The sequence below is a fragment of the Martinezella multihospitum genome (genome assembly GCF_900094585.1).
GTDB lineage: Bacteria > Pseudomonadota > Alphaproteobacteria > Rhizobiales > Rhizobiaceae > Rhizobium > Rhizobium multihospitium.
Genome location: NZ_FMAG01000008.1, coordinates 322,886 through 329,158 on the forward strand (window position 1 = coordinate 322,886; position 6,273 = coordinate 329,158).

Annotated in this window: 7 protein-coding genes; 1 reads left to right on the plus strand and 6 read right to left on the minus strand. The window is 59.0% G+C overall.

Annotated elements, in window-relative coordinates:
• Positions 1-39: 39 nt before the first annotated feature.
• From GA0061103_RS28140 to GA0061103_RS28160, 4 genes are all read right to left on the minus strand, one after another.
• Entirely contained in the window at positions 40-453 is a 414-nt protein-coding gene (locus tag GA0061103_RS28140; RefSeq protein WP_092717070.1) for a curlin, read from the minus strand.
• 275 nt (positions 454-728) lie between these two features.
• Positions 729-1,127 carry a curli-like amyloid fiber formation chaperone CsgH gene (csgH, locus tag GA0061103_RS28145; protein ID WP_092717073.1) on the minus strand — a complete coding sequence of 133 codons (399 nt, stop codon included), beginning with the start codon at positions 1,125-1,127 and terminating at the stop codon, positions 729-731.
• A gap of 64 nt (positions 1,128-1,191) precedes the next feature.
• Positions 1,192-1,629, minus strand: coding sequence for a curlin (locus GA0061103_RS28150; protein WP_092717076.1), 438 nt, complete (start codon positions 1,627-1,629; stop codon positions 1,192-1,194).
• Between the two features lie 431 nt (positions 1,630-2,060).
• A complete protein-coding gene (locus GA0061103_RS28160; protein WP_092717082.1) occupies positions 2,061-2,933 on the minus strand; it encodes a LysR substrate-binding domain-containing protein in 873 nt (290 codons plus the stop codon).
• Positions 2,934-3,047: 114 nt separating this feature from the next.
• Between GA0061103_RS28160 and GA0061103_RS28165 the strand changes: the two genes are divergently transcribed.
• Positions 3,048-3,506 (plus strand): DUF3237 domain-containing protein, encoded by a 459-nt coding sequence (locus GA0061103_RS28165; RefSeq protein ID WP_092717085.1) that lies wholly within the window; start codon positions 3,048-3,050, stop codon positions 3,504-3,506.
• Positions 3,507-3,766: 260 nt separating this feature from the next.
• Here GA0061103_RS28165 and GA0061103_RS28170 read toward each other — a convergent pair whose 3' ends face one another.
• Both GA0061103_RS28170 and GA0061103_RS28175 read right to left on the minus strand, forming a co-directional pair.
• Positions 3,767-4,732: a magnesium transporter CorA family protein gene (locus GA0061103_RS28170; RefSeq protein ID WP_092717087.1), complete on the minus strand. Its 966-nt coding sequence runs from the start codon at positions 4,730-4,732 to the stop codon at positions 3,767-3,769.
• 173 nt (positions 4,733-4,905) lie between these two features.
• A partial coding sequence (locus tag GA0061103_RS28175) for a methyl-accepting chemotaxis protein (protein WP_092717090.1) occupies positions 4,906-6,273 on the minus strand: 1,368 nt, incomplete at its 5' end.

The following is a 6,273-nucleotide window of genomic DNA, read 5'->3' on the forward strand; positions in this document are numbered from 1 at the left end:
ACAATATGACATCGCTCCCGGGGATTGTTGTGACCTGCCTTACCAGCCATAGCTGAAGGTAGCGCCACTGCCGTTATCCCCATCCTGCACCACGTCGGTTTCTGTATTTCGGCCATACTGGAAAATGCCATAGGCATTGTTGTTGCCGTTCTGCCGCAAGGTTGCCGAATGACCGCTGCCCTGCTGCTGGATGAAGCCGAGATTGCCTCGGCCAGCCTGAGCGATGCCAGCTGCATTACCGCGGCCCAGCTGCCGGATGTCGGCGTCTTTCAGACCGCGGTAGAGCAAATAGACGCGCAGTCCGGTCGAGAAAAGATCCGCATCCTCGGCATTATCAGGCACAAGGTTGAACGAGATACGGCCGCCGGCATAGGCTGGCACGGACAAAGCGACTTGCCCCAGGCTCCCGGCAAGAAGAGTGACAGTAAGGATCTTAAACACGTTGCGGGTCATCCTGATCTCCATTGGACGGCTGTCTTAGCCGATGACCAACTTTCGCACCTTTAAGCTGAACCCAGTCGGAATTGCCCGTTCAGTTGTCGTTCAGTCGTCTAGAGCAATTCCAGGAAAAGTGCGTAGCGGCTTTCCGTTCGGAATTGCGTGAAACCAAAGAGATAGAGGGGTTCAGAGGCTCCGCGAAAAACTGAACCGCTCTAAACCCGATCGAAAGCAAAAGGGCGCCAGAAACCGGCGCCCTTTTAAAGGGATTTGCAGAGTGCAGAGGCCGATTAGTTGCCGCCGACCTGCTTCGTGCAGCTGAAACTCTTATCTCCGATCACAATATCCAGTGTTGCCTTGTACGCGGCTCCTTTGGAGCCGAGCGAGACCGAGCTGAGGATTGCCGCATGCCCCGCTAAGGCATCAAAATCGCCGCTCTGGTTGATCGTGGAACTTCCACCGTCTTCCGATTTCTCGACATGGAAGGTGTAGGTCCCGCCGACATGGCTGTCGGCGTGGACAAGCGCATCCAGTCTCACCATACCTGCTCCAGGCGTTGCTTTGATTTCGCAAAGCTCCGCCTCGTCAGATTGGTTGGCAGTCGTCATGGCCGCAACGGCGCCGACGGGAAGCAGGACCAGAGCGAGTATCGTCATCAGACGGCGTGGATGTTTGACGCTATTTGGCATGGGTCATCTCCCCAAATGGTCTGCTGTTGCGTTTCTGACTTCTTTCACGTCATCGCGCAGCTGCTTACGGGCAGGCTTGGACGAAGGCCGCGACATTGCCGTTGCCGCCCTGGCTGACATTGGCGCTGCAGCCATGGCCGACCTGGACGCCAGCTGCGATGTTGCCATTGCCGTCCTGGGTAAGGATGGTCGTGTGGTTGGAGCCAAACTGGCCGATGCCGGCTATGTTGCGGTCACCGTTCTGATAGGTGGCGCCGTAGTTATCATTGCCTTCCTGACCGACAGCCGAAAGGTTGTGGCGACCATATTGATGGCCGACAATCCGGTTATAGCCACCATTCTGGTAGGTTCTGATGCGGTTTCCGTACCCTTCCTGCGCACCACCGGTAGAGTTCGACCAGCCATATTGTTCGATACGTACATCGTTGGCCATGGCAGGGGCTGCGGCGGTGAGGCCGACGAGAGCGACGAGTGCGGTTGCAATGAAAGACGTGCGGATCATGACTGTGTCTCCTCAGGCGGATAAGACCGCGGTTGAACGTCTTTCTTTTAGACGCCGCCTTCGGAACAGAAGCTGAAAGCACCATTCAGCCCGGGTTCATTCGCGGAGATCGGTGCCTGCCCCTTGCAATTAAACCGTCCTATCATTCAAAGATGGCGGGCTGATCTCTAATGCCATCAAAACTGTTTGGCGGCGCTGCCCGGCGCGCAGTCCATCAATGTAAAAGTCGAGATGCCTGTGTGCGAGCGCGCGCTCCTCGCTCGAAGGCAGCCCAGCTGCGAGTGGTCGCGCAAAGCGGATCAAGGCCAATACGATATCGCGATCGGAGAGATCGCTGCGGAGCGCGCCGTCCTGGGTGGTGCGGCTGACGATAGAGACATCCGCATGAGCAGGCTGCAGACTTCTAACGGCGGTCCGGCCGCTGTGGAGGCTCATTTGGTGCGTATCTCAAGCGCTACTGACGTCATGCGACTCTGCTCATAAAGCCAATCGCAGAATTCTCGAGGCCCCGGCCTGACATCATCATTGCGGAAAAGCGCGAAGTGCCAGTCGGGACCGTCAAGTACTTGGTCGAAGGGCATCACCAATGCGCCCGATTTGACGAGGGGTTCGAAGAAACCGAGCGGTACGAGCGCCACGCCTTCGCCTGCGCAGGCAGCGTTCACGTTCAGGTCATGGTTTGGATATTCCACGCGGGTGAAGTTCAACCCCGGCGGGACACTCCCTGTTGCGCTCAGAAACCATCTTTCCCAGTCTGGATGTGGCAACAGCGGCAGGGTTGCGAGCGTTTCGGGTACTAAAGGTTCTAGCAACGCCGCAAGCGATGGAGCCAGAAGCGGTGTTAGCTGCACAGGAAACAATCGAAAGCCCTCCAGGCCCGGCCAGTTGCCGGCTCCGGTGCGGATAGCGACGTCGAAGTCAGACTGATCACGAATATCGGCCGAAACATCGAGTTCGATTTCGCAGCGCTGATAGCTCGAAAGGCGCGGCGCGAGCCAGCGAGTCGCAAGCGTGGGAGGCGCGGTTACCCGCAGGGGAGGAGATGCCGCCTCAAAAGCTGCCAAGGCGGAGTCAATTTCATCCATACCGCGTCGCACGCCCTTTGCAAGGAGGACGGCTTTCGGCGTGGGCACGACACGTGGTCCTCGCCGAATGAAGAGTGGTTCACCCAGTTCCTCCTCAAGGGTTCGAATACGCAGGCTCACCGCGGCCGGGGTCAGAAACAAACGTTCGGCTGCACGGGCGAAACTGCCAGAAGCGACGCAGATCTCAAGGACTTTCAGGGATTCCAGTGAAGGGCGCATATGTAGTTTCGCTTGTGATAATGGTAAGTAATGCCCGTTTTCGCTCCGAGATTATAGCAGTTAATACACCCCTGAAATGGAGGCGATCGCGCGCTCCATAAATGGGAGGCCCTCATGGAGCTACAATCGCGTCCTCTGTTTGCTCTTTATCTCGAACTTCATCCTACGATCGATATCGGGCCATGCCCCGCAGGTGCGCGCCGCATTTTTCCCGTGTCGGGCGGCCACTTCGAAGGAGCGCGTCTCAAGGGCAAGGTCTCACCACTGATCGGGTCGGATCTTCTCGTCACCCGCCAGGACGGAACATTTCAGCAGGATGTGCGGGTTCTGCTCGAGGCTGACGATGGCGCCCATATTCTCATGACTTATCGTGGTGTTCGCCACGCGTCGGCAGACGTTTCCGAGCGTTTGGGGCGCGGCGAAACCGTCGACCCTTCGGAATATTATCTACGAACGACGCCGTATTTCGAGACCGCCTCGCCCGCATACGCGTGGATCAATGCGATCGTCTGCGTTGGAAAGGGCGGCCGCTTTCCCGGCGGCGTTAAATACGAGCTCTTTGAGATCCTCTGACAAATAGAAAAAGGTCTGGAGCTAGGTTTCCTCATGAGAATAGGATCTTTTGTTTCAGCGCTGGTTTTGCTGCGGAGACTTCTGGCATGCATGCGATCGCGGTCGCGATGCTGCAGGTTGTAATCACGCTGGGTGCCGTGGCAGCCCTGACGCGCAGGCGCCCGGCGTGGTGGGGATCTGCAGCTCTGGGTCTTGTGGGGATATGCTCCTATTATGGGCCTGGGTCGCAGGGTAATTCGGCCCCCTCATCATACGCTCCGTTAGAACCAGCCCTTCACCTTGAACCAAACCAATGGGATGACGGTGCTCAATATGATGATCGCCCAACCATATTGATATCCCCAAGCCCAATCATATTCGGGCATGTTCTTGAAGTTCATGCCGTAGATACCGGCGACCAGGGTCGGGGGAATGCCGGCGATCGACACGATGGTAAGAACCTTGAATATGTCGTTCTGAGCGATGCCGATCAGCCCGACGAGAGCGTCCAGCACGAACTGTACCTTATTGGCGAGTTGCTCTTCATAATCCACGAGCGAGTGGATATCTCGGCATAGTCCTGCCAGACGCGGCTCAAGATTTTCCGACCATCCCTTGGCTTGCTGTTCTGTATAGGTCACAACGCGTCCGAGGCCCTGCAAACCGTCTCGAATCTGCGAGAGACGATCTCCCAGACGCCCCACCTGGCGTAATTGTGCTCGCAACAGCTTGTTGGCGCGGGCTGCGTGATGGCCGCGAGGGTCCTCTGCACGAAACGCGCCCGTTGAAAGGCCATTGAGCTCTCCTGCCAGGTGCTCAAGGGCATCGGCGACGCGGTCGACAATATCCTCACAGAGCAAGGTGAACACCTCAAGGCTCGATTTCGGCGCATCCTGTGCGGCAAAGCTGGCTGCGACGGCGTCCACCGCCGGCAATGCCATAAACCGGACGGTGACGAGACGATCCATGGATAAAACGAACCCGATGGGAGGGGTTGTATCGGCTCCCTCCGGATGTCGGGCCGCCGACGGCGTACTCATGTAGAGCACGCCATGCTGGTTTCTCAGTCGGCTCGACGTTTCGATTTCACTGAGAGCGCCCAGGGAAGGGAGGGGTGCGCCAACGACCTCTTCCACCTGCCTGAGCTCGGTAGTGGTGGGACTCAGGAGGTCGATCCATAGAGCGTCTGCAAACGCTTGTCGTTCGCCCTTTTTATCCTCTTGCGGCACCGGGAAAACACTTAGCATCTCTCGTGGTCACTCCCTGCAGTGTGGCGCGGAGCTCTCGGCTCGTCCAAGAATGGAACTCGGTCGACCGAACAGCATTTGGCGAGGATGACCGCCGGAAGCAATGACATATTCCGGCGGTCTTCGATTTTGAAGTCTGACCACCTTTCAAGAATTGACCGAAACGCGCAAGGTCAAAACTCTTCCCAGGATGCGGCTGCCGCTGCGGCTGCGGCTGTACCGGAACCACCGAATGCGCCGGCGATCCTGGATCGCAGCGCCCGTGCAGGCGAGGCGGCAGGGCTGGATCGCTCCGTCGCGGCAGCTGGCCGCGCATGGCTGCGACCACTTTGCAGATCGAATTGTCCGAGCAGCTCATTCAGGGCCGTCACCTCCTTGGCAAGGCTGTAGCTTGCCGCGGTGGATTCCTCGACCATGGCGGCATTCTGCTGTGTTCCCTGATCGATGCTGTTGACCGCCGTGCTGATCTCCTGCAGGCCGGTCGCCTGCTCGCGGGCGGCCTCGACGATCGCCCGCACGTTGCGGTCGATGTCTTCGACCTCCTTGACGATCTGCTGCAGCGAGTGCCCTGTCTTGGTAACGAGATCGACGCCGCTGTCGACCTGCTGTCCGGATGTGGAAATCAGCGCCTTGATCTCCTTGGCGGCCGTGGCGGAGCGCTGTGCCAACTCACGGACTTCCTGGGCGACGACGGCAAAGCCCTTGCCCGCTTCTCCCGCCCGCGCCGCCTCGACGCCCGCATTGAGCGCCAGCAGGTTCGTCTGGAAGGCGATATCGTCGATGACACCGATGATATTGCTGATTTCGCCCGAGGATTTCGAGATTGCCTCCATGGCGGCAATCGCTTCCTGCATGACTTCCCCGGATTTTTCGGCGCCGATGCGCGCGCGTCCGACCAGCGAGCTTGCTTCCTCGGCGCGCCGGGTGGAATCCTTGACGGTCGTGGTGATCTCCTCGAGTGCGGCCGCCGTCTCCTCGACGGAGGCTGCCTGTTGCTCGGTGCGCTTGGAAAGATCATCGGCTGCAGACCGGATCTGGCTGGCGCCGGCGGCAATGGCCTGACCTCCCTGGCCAACGGAGCGCAGCGTTTCCTCCAGCTTCGCCATCGAGGCATTGAAATCGGCCCTCAGACGGTCGAGGTGATCAACGAAGGGCTGCTCGATGCGATAGACCAGATTGCCGTTCGAAAGCTCGGCCAGACCGCTTGCCAGGCCATCGACGGCAAATTGCGTGTCCGCCGCATCCTTGGCCTTCTGCGCTTCGCGCTCCAGCCTTTCCTTCTCGGAGAGGCTGCGATTGGCGCTCGCCTCCTGTTCCAGTCTTATCCGCTCGATGGCATGGTCGCGGAAGATGGAGACGGCAGCAGCCATCTGGCCGACTTCGTCCTTGCGGCCAATGCCGGCGATCTGCTCATCGGTCTTGCCGTCCGCAAGCGATACCATGCGTGCCCGCAGCCGTTCGATCGGGGCGGCAATCCCGCGCGCCGAGACAAAGGCCGCGATTACGACCGCAGCCGCGAAAAGAACGCCAAGCGCGATCAG

Excerpts from the sequence above, each read along its gene's own strand:
- GA0061103_RS28140 (WP_092717070.1), bottom strand. The coding sequence starts at position 453 with ATGACCCGCAACGTGTTTAAGATCCTTACTGTCACTCTTCTTGCCGGG.
- csgH (WP_092717073.1), bottom strand. The coding sequence starts at position 1,127 with ATGCCAAATAGCGTCAAACATCCACGCCGTCTGATGACGATACTCGCT.
- GA0061103_RS28160 (WP_092717082.1), bottom strand. The coding sequence starts at position 2,933 with ATGCGCCCTTCACTGGAATCCCTGAAAGTCCTTGAGATCTGCGTCGCT.
- GA0061103_RS28150 (WP_092717076.1), bottom strand. The coding sequence starts at position 1,629 with ATGATCCGCACGTCTTTCATTGCAACCGCACTCGTCGCTCTCGTCGGC.
- GA0061103_RS28165 (WP_092717085.1), top strand. The coding sequence starts at position 3,048 with ATGGAGCTACAATCGCGTCCTCTGTTTGCTCTTTATCTCGAACTTCAT.
- GA0061103_RS28170 (WP_092717087.1), bottom strand. The coding sequence starts at position 4,732 with ATGCTAAGTGTTTTCCCGGTGCCGCAAGAGGATAAAAAGGGCGAACGA.